23 protein-coding genes are annotated in these 23,766 nt (G+C 61.6%); 19 read left to right on the top strand and 4 right to left on the bottom strand.

The genetic code is table 11. The features are described 5' to 3' along the window. Positions 1–48: 48 nt before the first annotated feature. The 6 genes from OIU93_RS03900 (at position 49) to OIU93_RS03925 (ending at position 6,544) form a co-directional block, all read left to right on the top strand. A complete protein-coding gene (locus tag OIU93_RS03900) occupies positions 49–1,413 on the top strand; it encodes an MFS transporter (protein ID WP_264268767.1) in 1,365 nt (454 codons plus the stop codon). A 46-nt stretch (positions 1,414–1,459) separates the two neighbouring features. Beyond that, the gene (locus OIU93_RS03905) at positions 1,460–2,161 is read left to right on the top strand and encodes a CoA transferase subunit A (RefSeq protein WP_264268768.1); all 702 of its coding nucleotides are present in this window, start codon (positions 1,460–1,462) and stop codon (positions 2,159–2,161) included. 24 nt (positions 2,162–2,185) lie between these two features. Next, complete coding sequence (locus tag OIU93_RS03910) at positions 2,186–2,866, top strand: 3-oxoacid CoA-transferase subunit B (RefSeq protein WP_264268769.1); 681 nt, start codon at positions 2,186–2,188, stop codon at positions 2,864–2,866. Beyond that, on the top strand, positions 2,863–4,050 hold the full coding sequence (locus tag OIU93_RS03915; RefSeq protein WP_264268770.1) for an acetyl-CoA acetyltransferase: 1,188 nt from the start codon (positions 2,863–2,865) through the stop codon (positions 4,048–4,050). Before OIU93_RS03910 ends, OIU93_RS03915 begins: the two co-directional genes overlap by 4 nt. A gap of 235 nt (positions 4,051–4,285) precedes the next feature. Next, positions 4,286–5,308 carry an AraC family transcriptional regulator gene (locus OIU93_RS03920; protein ID WP_264268771.1) on the top strand — a complete coding sequence of 341 codons (1,023 nt, stop codon included), beginning with the start codon at positions 4,286–4,288 and terminating at the stop codon, positions 5,306–5,308. A gap of 150 nt (positions 5,309–5,458) precedes the next feature. Next, positions 5,459–6,544, top strand: a complete 1,086-nt coding sequence (locus tag OIU93_RS03925) for an LLM class flavin-dependent oxidoreductase (protein ID WP_264268772.1) — start codon at positions 5,459–5,461, stop codon at positions 6,542–6,544. Between the two features lie 65 nt (positions 6,545–6,609). Here the strand turns inward: OIU93_RS03925 and OIU93_RS03930 are convergent, their stop codons facing one another. Then, a complete protein-coding gene (locus tag OIU93_RS03930) occupies positions 6,610–6,909 on the bottom strand; it encodes a hypothetical protein (RefSeq protein WP_264268773.1) in 300 nt (99 codons plus the stop codon). A gap of 16 nt (positions 6,910–6,925) precedes the next feature. Between OIU93_RS03930 and OIU93_RS03935 the strand changes: the two genes are divergently transcribed. The 4 genes from OIU93_RS03935 to OIU93_RS03950 all read left to right on the top strand — a co-directional run bounded on the left by OIU93_RS03935 (position 6,926) and on the right by OIU93_RS03950 (position 10,778). Then, positions 6,926–7,465: a flavin reductase family protein gene (locus OIU93_RS03935; protein ID WP_264268774.1), complete on the top strand. Its 540-nt coding sequence runs from the start codon at positions 6,926–6,928 to the stop codon at positions 7,463–7,465. A 346-nt stretch (positions 7,466–7,811) separates the two neighbouring features. Next, on the top strand, positions 7,812–8,486 hold the full coding sequence (locus OIU93_RS03940) for a hypothetical protein (RefSeq protein ID WP_264268775.1): 675 nt from the start codon (positions 7,812–7,814) through the stop codon (positions 8,484–8,486). A 181-nt stretch (positions 8,487–8,667) separates the two neighbouring features. After that, entirely contained in the window at positions 8,668–9,768 is a 1,101-nt protein-coding gene (locus OIU93_RS03945) for a maleylacetate reductase (protein WP_264268776.1), read from the top strand. A 74-nt stretch (positions 9,769–9,842) separates the two neighbouring features. Continuing rightward, positions 9,843–10,778 carry a dioxygenase gene (locus OIU93_RS03950; RefSeq protein WP_264268777.1) on the top strand — a complete coding sequence of 312 codons (936 nt, stop codon included), beginning with the start codon at positions 9,843–9,845 and terminating at the stop codon, positions 10,776–10,778. A 265-nt stretch (positions 10,779–11,043) separates the two neighbouring features. Here the strand turns inward: OIU93_RS03950 and OIU93_RS03955 are convergent, their stop codons facing one another. Then, on the bottom strand, positions 11,044–11,820 hold the full coding sequence (locus tag OIU93_RS03955; RefSeq protein ID WP_264268778.1) for an SDR family NAD(P)-dependent oxidoreductase: 777 nt from the start codon (positions 11,818–11,820) through the stop codon (positions 11,044–11,046). 218 nt (positions 11,821–12,038) lie between these two features. On the opposite strand from OIU93_RS03955, the gene OIU93_RS03960 reads away from it, so the two are divergent. Then, a complete protein-coding gene (locus OIU93_RS03960; RefSeq protein ID WP_264268779.1) occupies positions 12,039–13,655 on the top strand; it encodes an FAD-binding oxidoreductase in 1,617 nt (538 codons plus the stop codon). A 26-nt stretch (positions 13,656–13,681) separates the two neighbouring features. On the opposite strand, the gene OIU93_RS03965 is transcribed toward OIU93_RS03960, so the two are convergent. Then, a complete protein-coding gene (locus tag OIU93_RS03965) occupies positions 13,682–14,656 on the bottom strand; it encodes a helix-turn-helix domain-containing protein (RefSeq protein WP_264268780.1) in 975 nt (324 codons plus the stop codon). Between the two features lie 524 nt (positions 14,657–15,180). Between OIU93_RS03965 and OIU93_RS03970 the strand changes: the two genes are divergently transcribed. The 3 genes from OIU93_RS03970 to OIU93_RS03980 all read left to right on the top strand — a co-directional run bounded on the left by OIU93_RS03970 (position 15,181) and on the right by OIU93_RS03980 (position 17,657). Then, the gene (locus OIU93_RS03970; RefSeq protein ID WP_264268781.1) at positions 15,181–15,711 is read left to right on the top strand and encodes a TetR/AcrR family transcriptional regulator; all 531 of its coding nucleotides are present in this window, start codon (positions 15,181–15,183) and stop codon (positions 15,709–15,711) included. Between the two features lie 315 nt (positions 15,712–16,026). Then, positions 16,027–17,247, top strand: coding sequence for an acetyl-CoA C-acyltransferase (locus tag OIU93_RS03975; RefSeq protein WP_264268782.1), 1,221 nt, complete (start codon positions 16,027–16,029; stop codon positions 17,245–17,247). Beyond that, positions 17,244–17,657 (top strand): PaaI family thioesterase, encoded by a 414-nt coding sequence (locus OIU93_RS03980; protein WP_264268783.1) that lies wholly within the window; start codon positions 17,244–17,246, stop codon positions 17,655–17,657. Before OIU93_RS03975 ends, OIU93_RS03980 begins: the two co-directional genes overlap by 4 nt. A 96-nt stretch (positions 17,658–17,753) precedes the next feature. Here the strand turns inward: OIU93_RS03980 and OIU93_RS03985 are convergent, their stop codons facing one another. Further along, entirely contained in the window at positions 17,754–19,073 is a 1,320-nt protein-coding gene (locus tag OIU93_RS03985; protein ID WP_264268784.1) for an NADH:flavin oxidoreductase, read from the bottom strand. 354 nt (positions 19,074–19,427) lie between these two features. Here OIU93_RS03985 and OIU93_RS03990 point away from each other — a divergent pair, with 354 nt between their 5' ends. From OIU93_RS03990 to OIU93_RS04010, 5 genes are all read left to right on the top strand, one after another. Further along, positions 19,428–20,414, top strand: coding sequence for an ABC transporter substrate-binding protein (locus OIU93_RS03990; protein WP_264268785.1), 987 nt, complete (start codon positions 19,428–19,430; stop codon positions 20,412–20,414). A 49-nt stretch (positions 20,415–20,463) separates the two neighbouring features. After that, positions 20,464–21,219 (top strand): ABC transporter permease, encoded by a 756-nt coding sequence (locus OIU93_RS03995; protein WP_264268786.1) that lies wholly within the window; start codon positions 20,464–20,466, stop codon positions 21,217–21,219. Then, positions 21,216–21,977 carry an ABC transporter permease gene (locus OIU93_RS04000; protein WP_264268787.1) on the top strand — a complete coding sequence of 254 codons (762 nt, stop codon included), beginning with the start codon at positions 21,216–21,218 and terminating at the stop codon, positions 21,975–21,977. The genes OIU93_RS03995 and OIU93_RS04000 overlap by 4 nt, the downstream gene beginning before the upstream one ends. A 12-nt stretch (positions 21,978–21,989) precedes the next feature. Further along, entirely contained in the window at positions 21,990–22,775 is a 786-nt protein-coding gene (locus OIU93_RS04005; protein ID WP_264268788.1) for an ABC transporter ATP-binding protein, read from the top strand. A 409-nt stretch (positions 22,776–23,184) separates the two neighbouring features. Continuing rightward, positions 23,185–23,640 carry a prevent-host-death protein gene (locus tag OIU93_RS04010; protein WP_264268789.1) on the top strand — a complete coding sequence of 152 codons (456 nt, stop codon included), beginning with the start codon at positions 23,185–23,187 and terminating at the stop codon, positions 23,638–23,640. Positions 23,641–23,766 lie beyond the last annotated feature (126 nt).

Here is a 23,766-nt window from a genome sequence, read left to right on the forward strand (position 1 = left end):
TCAAGCACTCGAGCAAATCAACGCAGGACTATGAAATCAGGAGAACTCATGACGGCCATAAAGCCCAAGCGGCGTAACGAAGAACGCCGTGTTGCGTTGGCTACCGCAGTGGGAACAACCATTGAATGGTACGACTTCTTTATCTATGCGAACTCGGCGGCGCTCGTTTTCGCGCACCTCTACTTCTCGCCCCTCAGCGGTTCTGTAGCAACGCTTGTGGCATTTGCAAGTGCCGGTGTCAGCTTCGTGTTCCGACCCCTCGGAGCCATCTGGGGAGGGTACCTGGGCGATCGCTTCGGACGTCGTGCCGTCTTGGTTCTCACGCTCTCCCTCATGGGCGCGGCCACCTTCGCCATCGGACTGCTCCCCACGTACGCAACCATCGGGATCGCAGCACCCATCCTGTTGGTTCTTCTGCGCATCCTGCAGGGCCTTTCCGCAGGTGGGGAATGGGGTGGAGCCGCCCTGCTAGCGGTGGAACACGCACCCCTGGGCAAACGAGGACGTTTCGGTGTCTATCCGCAGCTCGGTGCTCCGGCCGGAATGGTGCTGGCCATCGGAACGATCGCGCTGCTGTCCGCGAACATGTCCCAGGAAGCGTTTATGTCCTGGGGCTGGCGTCTTCCCTTCCTCTTCAGTGTTCTGTTGATCATCATCGGCATCGTGATCCGGCGTGGTGTCGAGGAGAGCCCGGTGTTTGAGGAACTCAAGCAAAAGAAGCAGCAAAACGCTACGCCGCTTCGGGTCCTTTTCAAGTCCCACCGTCGAGGGGTGCTGATTGGCGCCCTGATTTTCATGGGGAACGGCGTTGGTGGCTACCTGCTGGTCGGCGGATACATCACCTCCTACGCCACGAGCGTTGTCGGAATGAACCGCAATCTGGTGCTCTCAGCTGTTGTCATAGCATCGATCACCTGGTTGATTTTCACCTGGATTTCGGGTCCGTTGTCGGACAGGATCGGCCGCAAGAAGACCTATTACATCGGATTTGCCGCCCAGATTCTCGTGGCTTTCCCCTTGTTCGCGTTGATCAACACGGGTTCGCTCCCGCTACTGATCGCCGCCGTGATCCTGCTGTCCCTGGGGCAGGGAATGACCTACGGCCCCCAGTCGGCGCTCTTTTGCGAAATGTTCCCCGCCCACGTCAGATACGCGGGTGCGTCGATCGCCTATGGGTTGGGCGCACTGATCGGTGGTGCATTCTCACCCACGATTGCAACCCTTCTTCAGGGCCTGACCGGCACCACGACCCTGATCTCCGTATACCTCATTGCGGTCTCGATCGTCTCGATCGCCGCCGTCTCCAGGCTTAAGGAGCGCAGCAGGGAACCACTCGAACCTTCTGTAACGGAGACCGGTCTCCGGGAGCTGGGATATCGCACGCATGTCCCCGGCCAGACATCATCCCACTGAGTAATTGCGCCGTAATAAAGTCAGAAAGAAGTAGAACGTGCCACACATGCACACAGATTCCACCGAGTTGTTGAACGGCCTCCTCACGGATGGCGCCACCATTGCCGTTGGCGGCTTCGGGCTGTCGGGGATTCCCATGGACCTGATCGAGGCAGTCCGGGAAACCGGGGTCAAGAACCTCACCATTGTTTCGAACAACATGGGAGTCGACGGCAAGGGGCTCGGGATTCTCATTGAATCAGGCCAAGTCGATCGCGTGATCGCGTCGTACGTCGGGGAAAATCGGTTGTTTGCCGAGCAATATCTGGCAGGCAAGCTCCACGTCGAGTTCAACCCCCAGGGAACCCTGGCCGAACGCCTTCGTGCGGGAGGAGCCGGCATCCCGGCCTTCTACACCAAGACCGGCGTGGGCACCGTGATCGCAGAAGGCAAGCCACACGCTGAATTCGACGGTGAAACCTACGTGCAGGAGCGGGGAATCGTGGCGGACATCGCCCTGGTTCGCGCCCATATGGCCGATACCCAAGGGAATCTCACGTATCGGTATACGGCTCGGAACTTTAATCCAGTCGTGGCAACGGCCGGCAAAGTGACAGTTGCGGAAGTCGAACAGATTGTTCAGGAGGGACAGATCCATCCAGACCATGTCGTGACGCCGGCGGTCTATGTCCAACACATCGTGCAGGCAAGCGAACGGGTTAAGGACATCGAACAATTGACGGTCAGATCCCGCACGGCGCTGGTCTAGAAACGTTTCAAAGGAGAAAATCACATGTCTTGGACTCGAGATGAAATGGCGTCCATCGCGGCGGCAGAACTTGAAGATGGCGACTATGTAAACCTGGGTATTGGCATACCCACCCTGGTGGCCAACAATTTGCCCCCCGACATTCGAGTGAACCTGCAAAGCGAAAACGGATTGCTGGGCATGGGGCCCTTTCCCTACGAAGGTGAGGAAGACGCCGACCTCATCAACGCCGGCAAGCAGACCGTCACGGTTCTTCCCGGCGGCAGCATTTTCGATTCAGCAATGTCATTCGGCATGATTCGCGGTGGTCACATCAAGGTCGCCATCCTCGGTGCCATGCAGGTATCAGGAGCCGGCGATCTGGCGAACTGGAGCATTCCCGGGAAAATGGTCAAGGGGATGGGTGGGGCCATGGACCTTGTCGCCGGAACCCCACGGGTCATCGTGCTGACCGAGCACGTGGCCAAGGACGGTTCACCAAAAATTGTGGAGGCGTGCACCTTGCCCCTGACGGGGTTGGCCGTTGTGGACCGCATCATCACCAATCTCGCCGTCTTTGACATTGACGGTCCGGCGGATTCGAGGGGGCTGGTGCTGACGGCCATCGCCCCCGGAACCACCCTGGCAGAAATTCGCAGGACCACCGGGGCAAGCTTCAGGGTCTCGGAGAACATCCCCACACTCGAGGAAGAGATAAACGCATGAGCCTGCAAGAAAAGTTCGGCACCGATGTGCTGTTGACCGGCTGGTCCCATTCGCAATTCGGGAAGCTGGCGGATCAATCGTTGGAATCCCTGATCGTCCGGACGGGGACCGCGGCAATACGCAATGCGGGACTTGAACCCAAGGAGATTGACGAGATCTACATCGGCCATTTCAACTCCGGAATGTATCCGTTGGGATTTGCCTCGTCGCTAGCCTTGGAAATTTCGCCGGAGCTGGCCCACGTGCCCTCGACCCGGGTGGAAAACGCCTGTGCCTCCGGTTCCGCGGCGCTGCAGCAGGGGGTGAAATCCCTCCTGGCCGGGACCGGGAAAAACGTGCTTGTCATCGGGGCGGAGAAAATGACCCACGCGACGCCCGAAACCGTGGGAGCTGCCTTATTGGGAGCGGCTTACGAGACTGCGGGCAAGGAGTCGAATACGGGATTCGCAGGGTTGTTCGCCGAGACTGCCAGGGAGTATGAACAGCGCTACGGTTCCATCGGCGATGCCCTGGGATCGATTGCGGCAAAGAACCACCGCAACGGGGTGTCAAACCCCTACGCCCAGCTCCGCAAGGACCTGGGTGAGGATTTCTGCCGCACGGTGTCGGAGAAGAATCCCCTCGTGGCCGGCAGTCTGCGGCGCACGGATTGCTCGCCCATCTCCGACGGCGCTGCAGCCGTCGTCTTGAGCTCGTCACCATCCGCCCAGGCGTCGACTTCTCCCGTGCGCATGACGGGGTTCGGCCAGGCTAACGACTTCCTGCCGGCACCGAAGCGCGACGCGACCGAATTTGCCGGAAGCGTGCGGGCCTGGAACCTCGCGCTCGACATGGCGTCGGCGACGATCGAGGATCTTGACTTCGTGGAGGTACACGACTGCTTCACCATCGCCGAACTCATCATGTACGAGGTCATGGGTTTGACCCCCAGGGGCATGGGCCGCCAGGCAATTGAGGAAGGGTGGGTGCAGAAGGACGGCAGGTTGCCGGTGAATGTGTCCGGCGGCCTCAAATCCAAGGGACACCCGGTCGGTGCCACGGGAGTCTCACAACACGTGATCGCCGCGATGCAACTTTCCGGAACGGCCGGAGCCATGCAACTTCCCAACGCCCGTCGCGCCGCCGTCCATAACATGGGTGGTCTTGCGGTCGCCAACTACGTGTCGGTGCTCGAAGCGACCTAGGTTTCGCCCTAGACCATGGCTGACCAGCCGGAATACGGCATGTCAACGATTGGGCAATGAATGTCGAGGGGTTCCTATCTGTGAAGTTTGAAGACTTCATCAGCTACGATGACGCTACCGGTCGGGAATAACCATGTGCCAGCCGTTCATTTACATAGGCGTATTCCTTGAGGTTTGAAGAACGACATCAATGACCCAGGACTGAAACGGGGCAAAATGAGCGGCGGATCCGACAATGACTAGCACCGAGCTCTCCTGGTCCAAAGAGCCTTTGCAACGTTTCAAGATCCTGCAGAATGCGGGCGTCGACAGTCTGGCTGATAGCTCCGGCCAATGGTTCACGCCCTCCCAAATCAGACCAGTAAGACACGATGTCGGTGCTGCCGGGATCAGAACGTCGGTTTCTGCATCAGCATTAGGTCCGCTTAAGCTTGTGTACGCCAAAACGACAGGGTCCGGACTCTTCGTCAACTCCACGCATCAAATGAGTGATTACGTCATCACCTTTGCCGTCGGTGGGACTAACAGGATTGCAGTCAACGAGACCGAAATCAGTTGTACGGACCAACGTGCCGTGATTCTCTCTCCCCACATGGCAGCGAATATGCAATTATCAGACGGATACGAACAGTTGCATATACGCATCGAACGGACCGCACTGGAAAAACATCTAGAGCGCATGCTGGGTTCCTCGATCACAAAACCACTGCAATTCGAATTGTCCATGGACCTGGTGGATCCGCTGCTTGCATCATGGGTGCGTGGCCTACGGCTGCTCGTGTTCGAACTTGACCAACCTTTGAGCCTGTCTACGATTCCAATCGAGCACAATCCGTGGTCGGATTTTCTGATAAAGGGGCTTCTTCTGGCCCAACCTCACAATTACTCACGGGAGCTTGGCCCCACCAGCCCGAAGCCCTTTCGTCCGCAGTCTCTTCAGCGGGCGTTGGATCTCATCGAGCAGCATCCGGCCCATGACCTGTCATTGGCCCAGTTGTGCGCGGTGGCCGAAATCGGCCCACGATCCCTGCAGCGATATTTCCGCAAGTACGTTGGGAATTCGACAACCGAATATGTCAAGTGGGTTCGGCTGAGCAGGGCGCACGAAGATCTCCAGCGCGGTGCAGATGAAACGGTCACGGAGATCGCGTTCCGCTGGGGATTTACACATGTTCCACGATTTGCGGCTGCCTACCACGATCGATATGGGATGCTGCCATCCGAGACTCTCATTTCAGCCAAAATGGGCGCACGGTAATCAGTAGATCGCCCTCGCGGTTCCGCATCGACGACCGAAAAGTGATTGGGGTCGCATTCTGGATCGGCTTGTCGCTGGATGGATTGGAGCAGGCCTCAAGGCTTCCTAGAGTGATCGTTATCACCAGATCAACTTTAGGGGAATCAGCAAATGGCAGCGATTGGCGATGACCACGGGACAATCAAGTTCGTTCATCAATATGGCCTCGGCCTTCACACCACCGATTCAGAGCCGGACGTTCACAATCCGACCTGGCAAAAGCGTCAGATCGACGAATTCGTCGATTTTGCAGTCCTCGCGGAAGAGCTTGGATTTGATGGACTGACTGTTACGGAGCACCACGCCCCGCTTATGACATGCCCATCTCCGCACCTGCTGATGGCCGCCGCTGCCGTCAAGACCAGCCGGATACGACTCGGTACCGCCGTCACCATTTTGCCGCTCTACAACCCAATTCGGGTGGCAGAGGAAGCGGGAACCCTTGACCTTCTCAGTGGAGGCCGATTCGAGCTAGGCCTGGGGCGAGGCGCACCCGGGGAAGCCCAGATTGCGTTGGGACGCGATTTGAGCGGTGAAGAACAGAAGGAAGCCTGGCTTGAGTCCCTCGAACTCGTTCGACTTCTGCTTTCCGAACGCGATGTCACGTTTGACGGCAAATATCATAAGGTCACGCGTCCCACCTCCATAGCTACACGCCCGCTTCAAGATCCGCTGCCGATCTGGCTTGCCAGCGGCAGCCTGGAGAGCATGGAAGTGGCTGGAGCCTATGGATGGAACGTAATGCGCAACTTCGGAAGCGACCAGGCGCATCGCGAGGCCTTGGACCACTATCTCAACATTGCCGATCAAAACGGTCACGACCGCTCGCCAGCGAACATGATGGTTGAACGCTTCGTCACCATCGGTGAAACTGAACAGGAAGCGGAGCGCAACCTCGATACGTTCACCGGGGTCTTCAACCTGTTCATGTCCCACTACGCATCGAACGGTCGATCCATACCAAAGACAGACGGCGAGTTTGCGACAGACGGAAAAAAGAAGCGCCCTGCGCTCTCCGTCTCGGGAACGCCTGACCAGATCGTTGACTCACTCCAGGAAACACTCGACGCCACGGGGGCTCGTTGCCTGATGATTGAAACGTTCACCCCGGATCAGGCACGTTTGTTTGCCAGTGAGGTGATGCCGGTTTTGAAGCAGCGCAATCAGCACAAGGTGAAAACGTCACTCTCCGTCTAACCGACGCTTCGTTCCGCTTCCGGTCCGCACCGGCGTGATCGGAAGCGGAGCATAGGTTGTTTCCATCAGAGCCAGGCGAGTTGTTGGGGCGGGAGGGATTGGATCCATCCGAAGAAGTCGCCAAGCCCCGCAATTCGCAGACCCGAAATGGGATCGGAAGAAGCGTCCTTGACCAGTTCGCATAGTAAGTTGGCCGGTCCGCGAAAAAGTTGCCACGCGATTCGCCAGCCCACCATGTTGCCCAGGTTTTTGACACGAAACGTAGTTATCGACCGACGCTCTTTCTGGAAAAATCGTTCGGATTCTGGCAAACCCAAGGCGCACGGCATCGCATTCAAAGAGGAAAGGAAAATAATGTTAGTCAAAAGTCGGATGGATAACATGGAAAAAATTCAGGATCATTTCAAACAGGCTTTTGCGAGACATCCGGCAGGTGTTTCCGTGATCACGGCAAACACCCCAAACGGCACTGTCGGACTCACCGCTACCTCGGTCTGCTCTGTGTCCTTGGATCCGCCCGCCCTGATGTTTTCGTTGTCCGCCAATTCGTCTACTGCTCCCGCCATTCTCGGCGCAGATTCCCTGGTTATTCACCTGTTGGATGCCGGTGGGCAAGCGTTGGCCAAGCGGTTTGCAACCAGTGGAATCGACCGATTTGCGGGAACCGATTGGAAGCGGTTGCCCTCGGGGGAGCCGCTTCTGACAGAAGCTGCGTCCTGGTTTCGTGGATCAGTGATCCACGTTGTCGATATCGGCGGCTCGACGGTAGTCATAGTCGGAATCGAAGAGGCCGGTCACAACAAGGAACGCGACAACGCCATCCTTGACGTGTCTGAACAATCGAGAGATTCACCGTTGGTCTACTGCAACCGCACTTGGCATGCACTGCATCGAGGTTCCAGCCTCAGAAACGCTATTTGATGGGTATTTTGGAGAATCAAATGTTATCGCCACATCAAGTAGCAAAGCGTCAGAGTCCCTCGAGCTTCAGGGGTAGTTTTTGGATTCCGGGAGACAGGACGTCTACGCCGGCCGGTGAAGTACAACGGGGACCCATGTTCGTACATTGGGAAGTAAAAGACCGGAATACCAGCAAGCCGCCTCTCATCCTCATCCATGGGGAGGGGGACAAGGAACAGACTGGACCATCACCATTGATGGGCAACCCAGCTGGGCGGAAATATTCGTTGAGGAAGGCTACCCCGTTTACGTAGTAGACCGAGTGGGGTTCGGTCGGTCGCCGTACCACCCCGAGGTACTAGGCGAAATGGGTCCCCAAATTACCTACGAGGCAGCCTTCAACATCTTTGCCCCGTCTGACAATGCAACTCGGCCGAATCCGTGGAGCGGGGCGCAAAACCCGGGGTCGCCGGAAATTGAACAATTCGTGGCAGCGCTTGGCCCGATGCACAAGGACTTTGCGGGGTCGCAAGAAATGGACGCGGATCGATTGGGAAAGTTGCTGGATCTCACTGGTCCAGCGGTTCTCATTACGCATTCGGCAGGCGGCCCCGTGGGTTGGGTGACCAACGATAGGCATTCGGACAAGGTTATCTCGATTGTTGCCTTGGAACCCATGGGGCCCGCATTCGCTCATTTTCCTGGCCTAGGCGCACTTCAATGGGGGTTGACTGCTGCCCCCGTTCGCTATGCTCCTCAGATTGATTCATCGGGGGAAGCCCGCCTGGCCAACCCCGCTGATTTGAAGATGCCGTCCCTTCACCAGAAGGATGTGCTGGTCGTCTACGGCGGAGCATCAACCTCCATTGCGAACGCTCCGGAGGTGCTTGGCTTCCTGACAAATGCCGGAGCCGACGTCGACTACGTCTACTTGCCCGATCACGGTATCCACGGGAACGGACATGCAATTCAAATGGAATCGAACGCCGCAGAAACGATCACCCCGGTGCTTTCTTGGCTTCGAAGCCACTTGGAGGAATAGGGAATTGGCTGTTTCAAGCCGCAATGTGGTGAATCGTTTCTACGGTTGCGGTTTGTTAACCTGGGGCAACCGCGCTTGCCTCAGGTTAACGCTTCCGTGGGCTCCGGACGTCGCGCGCGCCAACGACCGCCATATTCGCTACTCACCACATCATCAAGAAGAACCCAAAAGGAACACCGCCATGCCCATGATCTTTGAACACTCCACCCTCGGCCAACGCGTCATGTTCGGAACGGGAAAGGCCGCAGAATACGTCGCCGCCGAAATCGATCGTCTTGGCGCATCCCGCCCGATGGTCATCGCCGCCGAACCCGAGCGCGCCCTCGCCGAACGCGCCGCCGCCCGGATTACACCTTCCCTCTGGTGGGACCGCGTGGTGCAGCACGTCCCCGTGGAGGTTGCAGAGCAGGCACGAACAGCCGCGGAGCAGAACGACGCGGATGTTGTCGTTTCCGTGGGCGGAGGATCGACCACCGGTCTTGCCAAGGCCATTGCCCTGACCACCGGCATCCCGGTAATCGCCGTACCCACCACCTATGCCGGTTCGGAGGCCACCAACGTCTGGGGAATGACTGAGGACCGCACCAAGACCACCGGGTCGGACCCGCAGGTCCTTCCCGTCGCAGTGGTGTACGACGCCGAGCTGTCCAAGACCCTCCCCGTCGGACTCTCGGTTGCCTCCGGCCTGAATGGGATGGCGCACTGTGTGGACTCCCTGTGGGCCCCGCGCACCGATCCGATCAACCAGGCCCTGGCTTTGGAAGGCGCCCGCGCGCTTTCCCTGGCGCTGCGCGGGATCGTTGCCGATGCGCAGGACATGGAAGCCCGCGAGCAGGCACTCTACGGATGCTACCTGGCCGCCGTGTCCTTTGCCGGCGCCGGCTCGGGGTTGCACCACAAGATCTGCCACGTGCTCGGTGGCACCTTCGACCTGCCCCACGCCCAGACCCACGCCACGGTGCTGCCCTACGTCCTGGCCCTGAATGCGCCAGCGGTGCCGGAACTGGCTGGCCGACTTGCCACGGCATTGGGCGCCCAAGGGACCGCTGGAGACCCGGCTGCTGCAGCGATCGCCGCGTTGGCGGAGCTATACAGAGCCGTGAATGCGCCCTTCCGCCTGGCCGACTTTGGCTTTGCCGAGGAAGGAATCCCGGAGGCGGTGCAACGGATCGTCAAGGCGGCCCCGGCTTCCAACCCGGTGCCAGTGAACGATCAAAACATGACTCAGTTGCTAACCGCAGCCCTGACCGGGGACCGCCCGCGGACCGGCGTTGCCGCTTGAATCAGCGCTCGCATTCCCGACCGGCGTGCCCACTGGGACGGCACCCCACACTCATTGAAAACCAGGAGACAACGATGACCAACCCCACCATCACTGAGCGCGGTCCGGAGGACGCGAAAACCTCTGGCCCCGCAGCGGAGCAGGCCCGTCGCGAGGAGGAGCTCATCCAGAGGGTTCTGGACTCCTTTGCGCAGACCCCCGACGCCAGGCTGCAGGAGTTGATGAACTCGCTCGTGCGGCACCTGCATTCATTCATCAGGGACGTTCGGCTCACCGAAGGCGAATGGGACGCGGCAATCCAGTTCCTGACCGCGGTCGGGCAAATCACCGATGACCGCCGCCAGGAGTTCGTCCTGCTGTCCGATGTGCTGGGTGCCTCGATGCAGGTCATTGGCGTGAACAACCCCGCCGATGGGGAAGCCACGGAATCGACCGTCTTCGGACCTTTCTTTGTGGAGGACGCCCCGGAGATCCGGAAAGGGGAGGACATCTCCGGCGGAGCGGCAGGACAGCCCAGTTGGGTCGAGGGCACCGTGCGGAATACTCGTGGCGAGCCGATCCCCGATGCCCGGATCGAGGTGTGGGAGGCGGACGAGGACGGCTTCTACGATGTCCAGTATGACGACCAGCGCGTGGCAGGGAGGGCATTCCTTCGGTCGGATGCGGACGGGGCCTACGCGTTTTGGGGTTTGACGCCCACCCCGTACCCCATTCCACACGACGGTCCGGTGGGGCAATTGCTGGAAGCCACGAAACGCTCGCCGGTGCGTGCCTCGCACCTGCACTTCATGGTCACGGCACCCGGGTGCCGGCGCCTGATCACGCACATCTTCGTGGAGGGCGATCCGCAGCTGGACGTCGGCGACTCGGTGTTCGGCGTCAAGGACTCGCTCATCAGGCGGTTCGAGGAGCAGCAGTCCGGAACGCCGACGCCGGATGGTCGGGATCTGGGTGACCGCACCTGGACGAGAACTCGGTTCGATATCATCCTTGCGGATGCCGACGCTTAGGGACGAATTGGTTGTCTGATCGGGCACACGGAGGACCGTTGACAGTCGACCTGGTCGAGTCCCAAACGATGGTGACCGTTCCGACGACATTTGCACGGAGCAGGTGCGGGCGATGGAGCAGACCGCCCGCTTGGGGGCGGAGAGGATCCGTCGGTCTGATCGATATGCCCTTTCTGAACTCGTGCCGGGCAGGAACTTGCAGCAACGTACTGATACCCAGCAACCACGTGGTTGTTGGGTATCCGTACGCTTGTTGTTCCAGGAACTACATCACAGCGTGGGCACCGCCGTCGACCACAAGGTGGGATCCGGTGACCCACTTGGCTTCGTCCGAAGCCAGATAGAGGCCAGCATAGGCAACGGCGAGCGGGTCTCCCGGCTTGCCGTCGATCGTGCGCTCGAGGATCGGTGCAACAGGTGCGTTCTCGCCAAACTCCGCAAACATCGCCAGCACCGGCGGGGTGGCCATGACCCCGGGACTCACGCAATTGACGCGCACCCCGACTGCCACGCCTTCTGCGGCAAGCTGCCGGGTCAGGGCGATGACCGCTCCCTTGGCCGCAGCGTGGGCTGCCTGCGGCAGTGCCCGCGCGCCCTGGACCCCGGCCACGGAGCCGATGTTCACAATGGCCCCGCCAACCTTGGCCAGGTGCGGCCAGGCCGCCTGGCAGGCATGCCAGACCAGGTCCAGCTCGTTCTGGATGGTGAAGCGGTAATCCTCGCCACTCATCTGGGCAAACGGCGCGAATTTCGGCTTGCTGGCGTTGTTGTAGAGCACGTCGATGCGGCCGTGGCGTTCTATCGCGTCGGCGACCCAGCGGTCGATCTCTTCCCGGTTGCCCAGATCGACCGGGGCGCTCGAATCGATGGATCCGCCCTCGGCCTCGATGAGCCGCACGGTCTCGGCAGCTCCTTCGGCGTCGAGGTCGCAGCCCACAACGATGGCACCCTGGGACGCAAATAGCCGGGCAGTTTCCCGGCCCATGCCGCCCCCGATGCCTGTCAACAGGACGACTTTTCCTTCCAGACGGCCAGCAGCCATGGTTCCTTCTCCATTCACTTTCGTCTTATGCGGTGGCCCCCATGCAACCACAGCGGGAAAGGGGTCCGGAGGGGTCTGCGGCTGATGGTGCAGTCCGTGCACACTTCTGTGCACGGACTGCACCATCACCGAACGGCTATCGAATGCTGTAGCAAGTTGGCGCACCATGGACAACACGCACCACCACCCACACCGCAGCACGTAGGAGACAAGAAAAGATGAGCAACACTTCCGCGACATCGACCCGCCCGCTTCCTCCCGGGGTCACCGAGGAGGACCTCGAGGCAGCGTTCGCCGCCTTCGCCGAGGCCATCGGCGCCGCGAACGTCGCCACCGATGCCGAATCCCTTCAGGACTTCCAGGACCCCTTCCAGGTCCCGGGCACCGCCACCAACGTCCCCTCCGGGGTCGTCAGTCCCCGAAGCACCGAGGACGTCCAGGCCATCGTGCGGATCGCCAACAAGTACCGGGTCCCGCTGTGGCCCATCGGCCGCGGCAAGAACAACGGCTACGGCGGCGCCGCGCCCCAGGTGCGCGGGTCCGTGATGCTCTCCTTCCGGGAGATGAACAAGGTCCTGGAGATCAACGAGGAACTCGGCTACGCGATCGTGGAGCCCGGGGTCAGCTGGTACGACCTGCACGATGCGATCGAGGCCGGCGGGCACAACCTGGTCGCCTCCATCGTGGACATCGGCTGGGGAGGGGTCGTCTCCAACACGCTGGAGCACGGGTTGACCTACATGCCGTACTCGATCGACCAGGCCTCGCACTGCGGCTTCGAGGTGGTGCTGCCCAACGGCGATTTGATGCGCACCGGCTCGGGCGCCATGGACAACAACCCGACCTGGCCGCTGTACAAGCGCGGCCTCGGCCCGACCTCGACCGAGATGTTCATGCAGTCCAACTACGGCATCGTCACCAAGATGGGCTACTGGCTGATGCCCAAGCCCGAGACGTACATGCCGCTGTGGCTGCGCGTCTGGGACGAGGAACAGATGCCCGCGGTGGTCGATGCGCTGCGCGAGCTCATGCTCGACGGCACCATCGACATGCGCCCGCAGCTGTCCAATACGCTGTGCATGGCCTCGATGCTCACCACCCGCGCCGAGTGGTACACCGGTGAGGGCCCGATGCCGGAGGAGGTCATCGACAAGATTGCCAAGGAGATGGGCCTGGGCCGCTGGATGATGCGCTTCGCGCTCTACGGAGACGAGGCGGTGGTTGACCACAACTTCGCCAAGCTCGAGGCGCGCTTCCTGCAGATCCCGAGCGTTGATCTGGTGGGCCAGAAGCACGGGAAAGAGGCGTGGGAAACGCTGCCCAACCCGCACGAGCGGGTGCAGATCGGCGTACCGAGCCAGGACCTGTACAAGATGGCTGGCTGGTCCGGCGGCGAAGAGGGCGGCCACGTCGACTTCTCGCCCGTCATCCCGCTCACCGGTCGGAACGCGATCGCCGCGCAGAAGATGATGAGGGAAATGTGCGCCGAGGCGGGCCTCGATTTCCTCGGCGGCATGCTTCCAATCAATGCGCGGTCGACCACGTTCATCAACGTGATCGCCTTCGACACGAAGAACCCCGAACAGGTCGCCAATGCGTACGCCCTGGCCAAGCGCATGGTCGCCGAGGCGGGCAAGCGCGGCTACGGCGAATACCGGGCGCACCTTTCCTTCATGGACCTGGCGGCAGAGCAGTTCGGCTTCAACGACCACGCGCTGCGACGCTTCAACGAGCAGATCAAGGACACCCTTGACCCGAACGGGATCATCGCCCCGGGCAAGTCCGGGATCTGGGGCACGCGCCTGCGCGAGGCAGGTTTCCCGCAGCAGGCTTGACCACGCACGGCCGGGGAGGCCCCGCCCTACCAAGGGGGCGCGGGCTTCCCCGACGGCTCCGGCAGCTGCCTGGCATCGCGCGGAGCGCAACCGTGGACCTCGCGGAACGCCCTGCTGAAGCTGGCTGGATGGCGGTACCCCCACCTCGTGGCGACAGTCGCGATCGTCGTTTCGGGGGACCGGCGCAACTCGCCCACGGCACCCTCGAAGCGGCGTTCGCGGATCCAGGACGACACCCCGGTGCCGGAGGATGCGAAGATCTTGTGGACGTAGCGCGTGGACACGTAGTGGGCCTGGGCGATCAGCTCGGGCCCGAGTCCCGGCTCGTGCAGGTGGTCCATCACGTACCGCTGCATCCGAGCCAGTAGTGCCTCGGGGCGGGAGCGCGGATCGGAAATCTCCTGCGCGCCGTACATGCTGCGAAGCAGGGGCAACAGCATCTGCGCTGCGCCTTCCCCGTCGGGGCCCGAGAACCCGCCTCCGCTTGTTGTGGTTCGGGCGAGTTGCGCGAGGAACGGGGTTGCCGTCCCGGTGAGCCGTCCCGGGCCAGAATCCACCCGAGTCGCCGAACACCGGGAGATGCCCTCGGCCTGCGCTCCGATAAATGATTTGGGAATGCTGAAGACGAGTACCTCAAAACCCTCCCGTCCCTCGAAGGTGGAGGGGCGCGACGTATCCTGACAGGCGATGTCACCCGGGCGCAGCACGCAGCTGCGTTCGTCCTGCTCGATGTGGATCGAACCCTTGGTCATCAGATACAGCAGCAGGCATTCCGGGTCGGCGGTGGCGATCATCCGCTGGGTCCGGGCCACCCGGTGCGCAAGTCCTTGAATGGACTGGATACCGACAGGTCCCATTTGGCCACCGGCCAGGCGCGCCTCGAAGGACGATGCCCCAACCGATTCGACCTGCATTGGGAAGAAACGTTCGGCGATACCAGCCGACCAGTAGTCGCGGCGTTCGGCCGGAGGAACTGAGCGGGTGTCCAGCACCGAAGTCATCGATTCACCTCGGCCAAGGTTTGGTGGAAGATTGGTGGTACGGGCAGCGAGCTGCCCCCAGCGCCGGGGTGCCTTGAGGTCATTGGCGCCAGATCGATCCCGGGCGTCACTGACGCTGCCATCAATTGTTGGCCTCGACGGCGCGTGCCAATCGAGCCCAGCGCCAAGTTCTTGACCTTCACTGAATCCCCTTGATCCACGGCCTTCGTGGCAAAATATGTAGACACTGCACCTCCCAAGAAGATTCGATCCGTTTCGTACTGATTATAAGGCGCGTCACAGTTCAATGCAAAGATGCCAAGTCGACTCGTTGACGGTTTGCCGATAAGCGACCTTGGGTCCCGGGCTTAATATGGACAGCCTGCGCGATTGAATATGGGAACGCCGAAAGCCCCGCGAGATATCCGAATGAGCGAAGAGCCAAAAAGTGATCGTGTACGTTTCGTATTGCATGATTGCCGACGTAGGGTTGACCCATGGCAATTAGAAGTGAAGAAAGTCGTCGGGCCGTTTTGGAAGCAACCATGAAGTTGCTCGAAGACTCGGGACCTGCAGGATTTACGGTGCAAAAGCTCTCCATCGAGCGCATTGCCCGCGAAGCCGGCGTCAGCAAGACCACCATCTACAGGTGGTGGCCAAGCAAGGTCGCCGTGGTTATTGATACTTTCCTGGATAACCATGTCGCCCGTACCCCGGTGCGCGAGGATGTGCCGGCGATTGACGCACTCCGTGAGCACATGGCCTCGCTGGCGGAGGTTTACGCTGGCAACGAAGGCCGCCTGGTGGCCCAACTCATCGGTGAGTGCCAGCAGGACGAGGCGACGATGGTTGAGTTCAAGGAGCATTTCTGGTCACCTCGCGCACTGGTCGTTACGTCCCTGGTTGAGCGGGCTATTGGCGAGGGGTCGATGCGCAAGGACCTCGATGCCCAGGTCGTCACGGAGCTGCTTTATGCACCCATCTACTTCCGCCTGCTGTTCCAATCGGGACCCCTGGATGCAAAGGCCACCGACGCCATCATGCAATCGGCACTCGATGGGCTCGCCGCAGCCTGACGGTTCTCATGCGCCGCAGACCTGTCGGGAACCGTGGGTCCCGACAGGTCTGCGGCTGAGGGGGCAGTCCCGCGCCCTTTGCGGCTTCCCGGTCCAACTTGATCCCGCGCATCCAGCCTACGGTTGGGGGCGCCCTCGGCGAAGCTTAAGCCTTGTGCAATACGATACGGTTCGTATATATTCGGATTGACGTTGGATGAATGATCATTCCATGCCCTTAGCGCGCGTGGACGCCCAGTTCCGATCCTCATCCTTTCCCTGTCCGCGGAGCCCGTCCGAGGGGCGGGGCCGTCGACAACGAAAGGAACCACCACCGTGAATACCGCCCTCGCGCCAAACGACGCGGTCATCGTCGCCTACCGGAGAACGCCGATCGGCCGGGCCCGCAAGGGATCACTGGCCGCCGAGCGACCCGAGGATCTGGCGCTCGCAGCCATCCGGGGGGCGCTCGCGGGCATTCCGCAGCTGGACCACAGCGAGTTCGCCGACGCCTACATGGGCTGTGCGGTCCCGCAGGGTGCCCAGGGCGACAACATCGGGCGCCGCGTCATGGTGCTGGGCGGAATGGACAGCGTCCCGGCGGTCACCGTGAACCGCTTCTGCGCCTCCTCGCTGCAGGCCACCGCGATGGCGGCCCAGGCCGTGCGGGCAGGGGACGGCGAGGCGTTCCTGGTTGCGGGAGTCGAGTCAACCAGCTCGACCCCTCCGGTGGTCGAATCCCCGCACCCGGCCTTTGCGGACGCGGCACAGCGCGCCGATGGTGTGTTCGAATCCGGTCAGGCGTGGGTTGATCCCCGCGAATCCGGACAGCTTCCCGATGTGTACCTCTCCATGGGCAAGACCGCCGAATTCGTCGCGCGGCAAACCGGCACCACCCGCCGGGACCAGGACGAGTGGGCCCTGGAGTCCCAGCTCCGCGCGGAACGGGCCGTGGGCTCCGGATACTTCGCGCGCGAGATCGTGCCGGTGACCACGGCGGCAGGTTTGGTGGTGGGCGTCGATGACGGCCCGCGCCCGGGAACCACGCTGGAAGCACTCTCCGGTCTCAAGCCGGTCTTCCATGAAAACGGAACCGTCAGCGCGGGCAACGCCAGCCCGCTCAATGACGGTGCCTCCGCCCTGGTGGTCATGAGTGCCAAACGTGCCGGCGAGCTCGGATTGAAGCCGCTGGCCCGGATCCTGGGCAGTGCCGCCAGCGGGCTCTCCCCGGAAATCATGGGACTGGGTCCGGTGGAGGCCTCCAGCCGCCTGCTGGATCGCCTGGGCCTGTCGATCGGCGACATCGACATCATCGAGCTCAACGAGGCCTTCGCGGCCCAGGTGGTTCCGGTGGTGCGGAAGCTGGGCGCGGATCCGGAACGGGTCAACCCCTTTGGCGGGGCGATCGCCCTGGGCCACCCTTTCGGCGCCACCGGCGCGCGGCTGGTCGGAACACTCATCAACGGATTGCAGACCACCGACGGCTCGCTCGGCCTGGCCACGCTCTGCGTGGGCGGCGGCCAAGGCATGGCGATGGTCGTGGAGAGGCTCTCATGATCCAGCCAACGCTCATTGCCGACGCGGCCCGCTCGATGCTGGCCGCCGACAGGGCCCTCGAAGGACTCGGCATCCAGGTGCTGGGCGCCAGCGAGGGGCGCGCCACCGCAGTCATGACAATCGCTCCCGAGATGGCCAACGGGCACGGGATTGCCCACGGCGGGCTGGTCTTTGCGCTGGCCGACACCGCGTTCGCCATGGCCGCCAATACCTTTGGCGCCGGCATTGCGACCGCCGAGGCGTCCATCTCCTACATTTCCCCGGCGCACATCGGCGACGATCTGGTTGCCACCGCCGAGGTGAGTTTCCACGAGGGGCGCCGGATGATCGTGGATGTCTTGGTGCGCGCGGGGGAGCGGACCGTGGCCATCTACCGCGGAACCGGCAGGGCCCTGCGCCCGGCGGAATAGGCAGCTCTGGAACTGCTGTCCAACTAAATGCGTGTGCGCCCGGACTCTTTGGAGTCCGGGCGCACACGCATTTGCCTCAAGATTGTCGCGCCGGGGTTAGTTCTTGGCGGCCTTCTGGCCGGCGCTTGCCAGCTTGTCGGCGATGCCCATGAGGACCGGGGAGCCGGTCGCGGCGATCAGCAGGCCCTGGATCGGACGCTGAAGCTTGACCGTGACGGGTTCCTTGGCGCCCGCGAGGACAGCTTCGCGTCCCATTGCGGCGTTCTTGTGGCAGCGAACCGGCACGTTGAGGATCAGCCGGCGCAGGCAGGAGTTGTCGTGGTCGCACCACGTGATCTCATTCTGCCGGCCCTGGAGCACCTTGTTGGGGAAATCCGGGTCTGCCAGCAGCTGCCGGGCGAGCATGATTCCGTCGGCGAACCCGGCGGTGATGGCGTCCGCGCTTTGCTTCGGGTTGTAGGTGCTGCTCAGGAGCAGGGGGACGTTGGGCATGGCGGCGCGGAATGCCTGTGGCTCCCCGTGCTCGATGATTACGCCCGATTCGGAGGTGACGTTATTGTCCATTGACTCGTAGTTTGCATCGCTCAGGGCGATGTATCCGAGACCTTCCTTTTCGATGATCGCCGCGACCTCCGCGAACCCTTCGGGCCCCTGGCCATCGGGAAGGTGATCGTTGGGGCTCATGCGCAGGCCCACCGGATAATCGGGGCCGACCTCGGCGCGAATGGCCCGGATCGTGTCAACGAGGATGCGGGCGCGGTTTTCGGCGCTGCCGCCGTACTCGTCCGTCCTCCAGTTGGTGCGCGGCGAGAGGAAGGAAGAATAGAGGTAGCGCATGTGCGCGCCCAGCTCGACGCCGTCGAAACCGGCGGCCTTGGCCCGGAGCACCGCTGCGACAGTATTTTCCTGGACCTCGAGGATCTCTTCCTTGGTGATCTCATCCGGAGTCGGGTTGGTGCGCCCGCCCGGGATGTAGAGGCCGTGTGGCAGGCGCGGTGCTGCCATGCGGACGGGCTTGGGGCTTGCCGCGCGCGTGGGCCTGCCCTCGGCGGGCACGCCCATGGCACCAAAGCTGGGGAAGATCTGGGCAAAGATCGGGACGTCGTGCTCGTGTACGGCATCGACCATGCGCTTGAGCCCGGGAATGAACATGTCGCTATCAAATCGCATTAATGGTTGGAACGGCGCTTCCTGGTTCCCGCGCTCGGTGGCAACGGTGCCACCGATGATCAGCAGCCCAGCGCCGCCGCGTGCCCTGGTGGTGAGGAACGCGATCGTCTGGTCGCTGGGGTGACCGTCCTTCGTGGGCTGAAGCACGGCCATGGGGCTGAGCACGTAGCGGTTCTTGATTGTCAGGCCGTCGATCTTCCAGGGGCTGGAAAGCACCTCGGCGACGGTGGAAGTCTCGGGGGACATTTGTTCTCCTAGGAGTTCGGTGGAATCGGGATGAAATAATTCATCCATTATTGCATTCGAGTCGTTTCGTATCGTATCGCGATGGCGTCGAATTTCATATGGGTTGGCCTAAATAAGTCAGGGCCCAGGGTGCCATGCTGGCCCTCACTGCTCGCCGAAAGCATTGGACTCAGCCCCCGTCGGCGGAGGATCCCCTGACGAGTGTGCGAATGTCCCGACGGTGCGCAGTTCCGCAATTTTCGGGCGCCACGCAACACCCGGAAGACTGGTTGACATTATGCCCTACGTCACATAGCGTTCAATTCGAACCGTATCGTTTCGAATCTTTTCTTAATTACTTCTTCAGGAGTGCCAATGCCCAGACTTTCCCGAACCCTCACAGCAATCTCGGCGCTTTCGGCCGGTGCATTGCTCCTGGCCGGGTGCTCGGCCAGCGGCGCGGCCCCGCAGGAATCGGCAGGTGGCCCCGTGGCGTTGGCCGTTGGCGTGACGCCGATTGCCAATGCCGCCCACGTCTACATCGCAGAACAGCAAGGGTTCTTCAAAGACGAGAATCTGGATGTCACCGCCACGACGATCCAGACCGCCGCCACGGCAATTCCTTCCCTGCTCAACAACGAGCTCCAAATGGCACTCATGACATCCGTCCCCATCGTGACGGCTGCCTCGAAGGGGCTACCGATCCGGGTCGTTTCCGGCAGCGATCGCTATCCCCTGGATCCGAAGCATGACACGACCGCGCTGGTCGCGGCACCGGGCGGCGGCGTCGGTTCCTTGAAGGATCTCTCCGGCAAGACGGTGGCCGTGGTCGGCCTCAAGTCGGCGCCCGAGCTGGCCCTGCGAGTGCTCCTGAAGGATTCCGGCGTCGACCCCGAGCAAGTGAAAGTCGTCGAGATTGCCTACCCGGACATGGTTCCGGCGCTCCAATCCAACAGGGTGGACGCGGCGTTCGTCGTCGATCCGTTCCTGTCCAAGGCGCGCGCCGCGGGCTTGGAAGTGATCGGGCGACCGTTCACCGACGGAATCGGCGGGATGAGCGCGTTGGAGTGGGTGGCCAGCGATGCGTTCACGAAGTCCAACCCGGACGCCGTCCAGCGATTCACCAAGGCCATGAAGCGTGCCGGCGAATATGCGAATGAGCATCCCGAGGCCGTGCGCAAGGTCCTACCGGAATTCACCTCATTGTCCCCGGAAGCCGTTGCGAAGTCAGTGATTCCCACCTATGACACGAAGCTCGGTGTCGAAGACATCCAGGCCTTTGCTGACCTGATGACCAAGGAAGGATTCATCAATGACGGCTACGACCCGGCAAACCTCATCTGGACCCCTGCAGGCAGCTGAGGCACCGATCAAGCCCCGACCGCGGAATCCCAGGCTGCGGCGGGGGATCGTGAACAGGCTTTCCCAGCTGGGCGTCATCACGCTAGTGCTCGGGGCGTGGCAGGTGGCCGCGGCCTCCGGGCAGCTCGGCGCCGTACCGACCCCGCTTGTTGTCGCAGGTGCCGTGCTGGGCCTGGTCGTGGACGGCTCCGTGTGGGGGCCTCTTGCCGAAACCCTGGCCAGCTGGTTCATCAGTCTGCTGATGGCGGTTCTCGTCGGCGTGGTCATCGGCTTTCCACTCGGCGTGAGCAAGGTGGCCTACCGGATGTCGGTGGTCACGCTCGATTTCCTGCGGACCATCCCCGCTTTGGTCTTTGTCCCGCTGGTTGTACTGCTCTACGGCGCGGGACTGCAGAGCACGATCCTGCTGGCCTTCTTCGGGGCAGTGTGGGCAATGGTCATGCAAACCATCTACGGTGCGCGCGACCTGGACCCCGTGGCCCGGGACACCTTCCGTTCCTTCGGCGTGCGCCGCTGGGACACGGTGACCCGGCTTCTGCTCCCGACGGCGCTTCCGTACATGGCCACGGGGGTCCGGCTGTCTGCCGCGATCTGCTTGCTGATTTCAATCAGTGCGCAGATCGTCATGCCCGCGGGCGGATTCGGGGAACAGATCGTGGTCCACCAACTCGGTGGTGCGCTCCCTCAAATGTTCGCCTACATCGCGCTGTGCGGAGTCCTTGGCATGGCCATCGACTCAATGTTCCGCTGGTTGGAACGCAGCGTTCTCGCGTGGCACCCATCGCATCGAAAGGTCAGCTCATGACGCAAAGGATCACCCGGTTCTTCCTGCCGGCGATCGTCCCGGTACTGCTTGTTGCCATGTGGTGGGTAGCCAGCGCCGGGAGCACATCGATCTTCTTTCCTCCGCTCGCCAAGATTTGGCTGAGGTTCCATGAGCTGTGGATCTTTGACCTTGTTGGTGAGCAGGTGGTGCCCAGCCTCAACTCGGTACTGATCGGCCTGGGCATTTCCATCGTGCTCGGAGTGGGCCTGGGCATCGTGCTCGGTCTGAACAACGCCATTGCCACGGCCGTGGGACCACTGCTGCAGTTCATGCGCTACCTGCCAGCCGTGGCAATGCTGCCGCTGGCCATCCAGCTGATGGGAATCGGTCCCGACATGCGCGTGCTGATAGTGGTGCTGGGGGCCCTGTGGCCGGTGCTGCTCAACACCATCGACGGGGTCGCCGGAGTGCACCCCGCACTGGTGGATGTCGCAAAGTCCAACAGGCTTCGCCCCATCGACTGGGTCTTCCGGGTGGTCGTTCCCAGTGCCTCCCCACAGATTTTCGCTGGGATCCGGGCGAGCCTCGCGGTTTCGGTCATCCTGATGTTTGCCAGCGAGCTGATGGGTGCCTCGCAGGGGATTGGCTATTTCATCCTGGAGACCCAGCGCCAATTCTCCTTGCCCGAAATGTGGTCAGGCATGATCCTGCTCGGCATCATCGGCTATCTACTCAATGTCATCCTCATGCTCGTCGAGCGATTTGCGCTCGGCTGGCACCGCGAATCGCGAAGCTGAAAGCAGGTCCACATGCAATCCATATCGACGCCCATTCTGGAAGCCGACGGGATCGGCAAGTCCTTCGGCGACAACCACGTCCTCTCCGATGTCACGTTCTCCGTGGCGAAAGGACAGTTCGTCTGCATCGTGGGTCCCTCGGGCACGGGCAAGACAACGCTGCTGCGCGCCTTGTCCGGACTGGGGCCAGCGAACAGCGGGGAAGTGAGGGTCAACGGGCGCGTTGTTGTGCAGCCACCTGCGGAACTCTCGGTCGTGTTCCAGGACTACAGCAGGTCCCTCATGCCCTGGATGAAGGTGGGAAGGAATGTGGAATTGCCGCTGCGGCGGCTCGGACTTTCGCGCGAGGAGCGCCGGAAACGTGTGGGGCAGGCGTTGGCCGATGTGGATCTTGGACATGCCGAGGACCTGTATCCGTGGCAAATGTCAGGCGGCATGCAGCAGCGCGCGGCGATTGCCCGGTCCCTGGCCTACCGGCCCGAGATCCTGATCATGGACGAGCCCTTCGCCTCCGTTGATGCGCAGACGAGGGCGGACCTCGAGGACCTGATGCTCGATATCCGCGATCGTCTCGGAGTCACGATCGTCCTGGTGACTCACGACATTGAGGAAGCTGTGTATCTCGGAGACAAGGTCATCGTCTTGTCGGGCCGGCCGGCCTCCGTGGCCGCCTCGGTCGAAATTCCGCTGGGCACCGGACGCGACCAGATCGAGACCAAGTCCCGTCCCGATTATCTGGAGCTTCGGGCCGAGATCCACCGGATGATCATGCGGAAGTCCGACACCGTGGCGCGCTAACAATGCGCCGCTGACCTTACTGATTCCGGGTGACTCTCCGCGAAAGGGTGGAAACCCGCAATCCAGGCCGTCGTCGCGCCAAGGCGGTGGCTAGCGGATTGCCGGCCGCGCGCGGGTTCCACCCGCTTTCCGAACTTCTGGTGGCGGATAACTTTCTCATTTACGCCCCAATTTTTTGTCGGTTGTAGATTCCCGGTTCGATGGCAGCCAGAAAGAGCCCCGATCGAGCTGGGTGCATAATTTCCGACTCATTCGCTCATTGTCCGACCGAACTGGAACGGGGCTGTGCCGGAGGACCTGCGGGTGGCCCGTTGTGGCGATAAATTGACGACAGCCGCCACAGTATTGGAAGGCTCATCACTTGCCAAACATATTGAGTTCAGAATACGTTCTGAATTAGAGTTGGCCCATGAGCAAACGAGCAATGTCCCGCACCACCTTTCAGTCTTCCGAGCTGAGTCGTGGATCCGCCGAAGTCTTCGCAGCTGCGGCAGATCATCCAGTCGAGATCACTCGTCGTGACGGCGAATCCCTGGTGCTGATGTCCGGTAGTGCAGATCGGGCGCGCACCGCGCTACTGGAACTCGCGGCTCAGCTTGTGGCAGTGTCCACGAGCACGGATGGAACTCTCGTCAGCCGTATGATCGACCGCTACCCATGGATGCTTTCCTTGAGCCGCGCCGATCAGGAAGTCTGTGTCAACGATGTCTTGACAGCCGCGCGTGCCTCATTCGCCACGGGCCAGCCTCATCTGGCCGTTGTAGAGCTCAAGTCTTGGCGTGAGACTGCCACTGCCCTTGCGGCCGGCCTTGGCCGGGCTCCTCTGGAATGGCTCGATGATGCTGAAAAAGTCGAGCGTCCCTGAGCATGGCAAAAGGCAAGGTCGAGCGCCCGACGAAGAAAAGCGAATACGACATTTGGTTCTACGTCGTGGGCCAAAATGCCTATCTCGAACAACTGCACACGAAGCACCCCAACGAAACCAAATAAT

Origin of the sequence: Paeniglutamicibacter sp. ZC-3, assembly GCF_025847175.2 — a bacterium.
GTDB lineage: Bacteria > Actinomycetota > Actinomycetes > Actinomycetales > Micrococcaceae > Paeniglutamicibacter > Paeniglutamicibacter sulfureus.

Bases quoted from the DNA above. Each gene is read 5' to 3' on its own strand.
- OIU93_RS03905 (WP_264268768.1), top strand. From the start codon at position 1,460: ATGCACACAGATTCCACCGAGTTGTTGAACGGCCTCCTCACGGATGGC.
- OIU93_RS03900 (WP_264268767.1), top strand. From the start codon at position 49: ATGACGGCCATAAAGCCCAAGCGGCGTAACGAAGAACGCCGTGTTGCG.
- OIU93_RS04005 (WP_264268788.1), top strand. From the start codon at position 21,990: ATGCAATCCATATCGACGCCCATTCTGGAAGCCGACGGGATCGGCAAG.
- OIU93_RS03945 (WP_264268776.1), top strand. From the start codon at position 8,668: ATGCCCATGATCTTTGAACACTCCACCCTCGGCCAACGCGTCATGTTC.
- OIU93_RS03970 (WP_264268781.1), top strand. From the start codon at position 15,181: ATGAAGTTGCTCGAAGACTCGGGACCTGCAGGATTTACGGTGCAAAAG.
- OIU93_RS03910 (WP_264268769.1), top strand. From the start codon at position 2,186: ATGTCTTGGACTCGAGATGAAATGGCGTCCATCGCGGCGGCAGAACTT.
- OIU93_RS03965 (WP_264268780.1), bottom strand. From the start codon at position 14,656: ATGACTTCGGTGCTGGACACCCGCTCAGTTCCTCCGGCCGAACGCCGC.
- OIU93_RS04000 (WP_264268787.1), top strand. From the start codon at position 21,216: ATGACGCAAAGGATCACCCGGTTCTTCCTGCCGGCGATCGTCCCGGTA.
- OIU93_RS03960 (WP_264268779.1), top strand. From the start codon at position 12,039: ATGAGCAACACTTCCGCGACATCGACCCGCCCGCTTCCTCCCGGGGTC.
- OIU93_RS03935 (WP_264268774.1), top strand. From the start codon at position 6,926: ATGGAAAAAATTCAGGATCATTTCAAACAGGCTTTTGCGAGACATCCG.
- OIU93_RS03980 (WP_264268783.1), top strand. From the start codon at position 17,244: ATGATCCAGCCAACGCTCATTGCCGACGCGGCCCGCTCGATGCTGGCC.
- OIU93_RS03920 (WP_264268771.1), top strand. From the start codon at position 4,286: ATGACTAGCACCGAGCTCTCCTGGTCCAAAGAGCCTTTGCAACGTTTC.
- OIU93_RS03955 (WP_264268778.1), bottom strand. From the start codon at position 11,820: ATGGCTGCTGGCCGTCTGGAAGGAAAAGTCGTCCTGTTGACAGGCATC.
- OIU93_RS03940 (WP_264268775.1), top strand. From the start codon at position 7,812: ATGGGTCCCCAAATTACCTACGAGGCAGCCTTCAACATCTTTGCCCCG.
- OIU93_RS04010 (WP_264268789.1), top strand. From the start codon at position 23,185: ATGAGCAAACGAGCAATGTCCCGCACCACCTTTCAGTCTTCCGAGCTG.
- OIU93_RS03950 (WP_264268777.1), top strand. From the start codon at position 9,843: ATGACCAACCCCACCATCACTGAGCGCGGTCCGGAGGACGCGAAAACC.
- OIU93_RS03985 (WP_264268784.1), bottom strand. From the start codon at position 19,073: ATGTCCCCCGAGACTTCCACCGTCGCCGAGGTGCTTTCCAGCCCCTGG.
- OIU93_RS03990 (WP_264268785.1), top strand. From the start codon at position 19,428: ATGCCCAGACTTTCCCGAACCCTCACAGCAATCTCGGCGCTTTCGGCC.
- OIU93_RS03925 (WP_264268772.1), top strand. From the start codon at position 5,459: ATGGCAGCGATTGGCGATGACCACGGGACAATCAAGTTCGTTCATCAA.
- OIU93_RS03915 (WP_264268770.1), top strand. From the start codon at position 2,863: ATGAGCCTGCAAGAAAAGTTCGGCACCGATGTGCTGTTGACCGGCTGG.